This window comes from Bartonella acomydis, assembly GCF_039543025.1.
GTDB classification, from domain to species: domain Bacteria; phylum Pseudomonadota; class Alphaproteobacteria; order Rhizobiales; family Rhizobiaceae; genus Bartonella; species Bartonella acomydis.
In genome coordinates, this window is record NZ_BAABIY010000061.1 from 1 (window position 1) to 881 (window position 881).

At 38.6% G+C, this 881-nt stretch carries 1 pseudogene; it reads right to left on the reverse strand.

From position 1 onward, the window contains the following. A pseudogene (locus ABD909_RS07010) lies at positions 1–881 on the reverse strand (adhesin); the annotation flags it as partial.

Consider the following 881-nt stretch of genomic DNA (forward strand, 5'->3'; position numbering starts at 1 on the left):
CCATCAGAAACATTATGAAGACCAACAGGTGTAGAATCCTTACCTTTACCGAAAGTTACACTCGTATAATCTGTATCACCATCTGCCTTCTTATCGTAATGAACAACCGCTGAATCATCTGATTGAAGATGTTGAATCTGGTTGGTGATCTCATTGGTAATTTTATTCTGAACATTCGTGATAGAAGTACCAACTCCTGTCAAAGCAGCTGCTACATTCGTATAAGTCTTATCTTCTTCCTTGCCTTCATCGGTAACAGTTTTCACTGTAAAAGTTGGAGCACTCCATTGGCCATTTTCATAACTAGCACCACCACCAAAATAGACCGCAACCTTATCATTGGTCTCAAAAAGCTGAGAGCCATTGACCGCCTCAATTGAATCTTTAGAGATGGTTCCACCTGTCACACCGGAAAGGATTCGGTTCTCATTATTCTTGTTTTGAAGATTAATTATAGTGCCATCTGTTTCATGACCAATGGTAATAGGAGCGCCCTCTTTTTCTTGCTTAACAAGATTATCACTGACAATATTAGTAATATCATTTTTAATATTTGTAAAAGAAGTGCCAACATCAGCCAAAGCTTCAGCAACTGTATTATACTTCTTCTCTTCAATTGTAACACCATCATCTTTAACAGTTTTAATCTTGAAACTAGGATCACTCCACACGCCATCCTTATATTCAGCACCTCCGCCTAAAGATTTTGCAACACTGCTACCCAAGCTATGAAGCTGAGAACCTGTTACCGCATCACTTGAACTTGCAGAAATCTCTCCATTTGCAAGAAACTTAATCTTGCTGTTGCTGCTTTCTTTTCCATGTTGTGCTAAAAAAGCTTTTTCTTTCTTGCTCCAATTTAAAGAATCCTGTGCAACTCC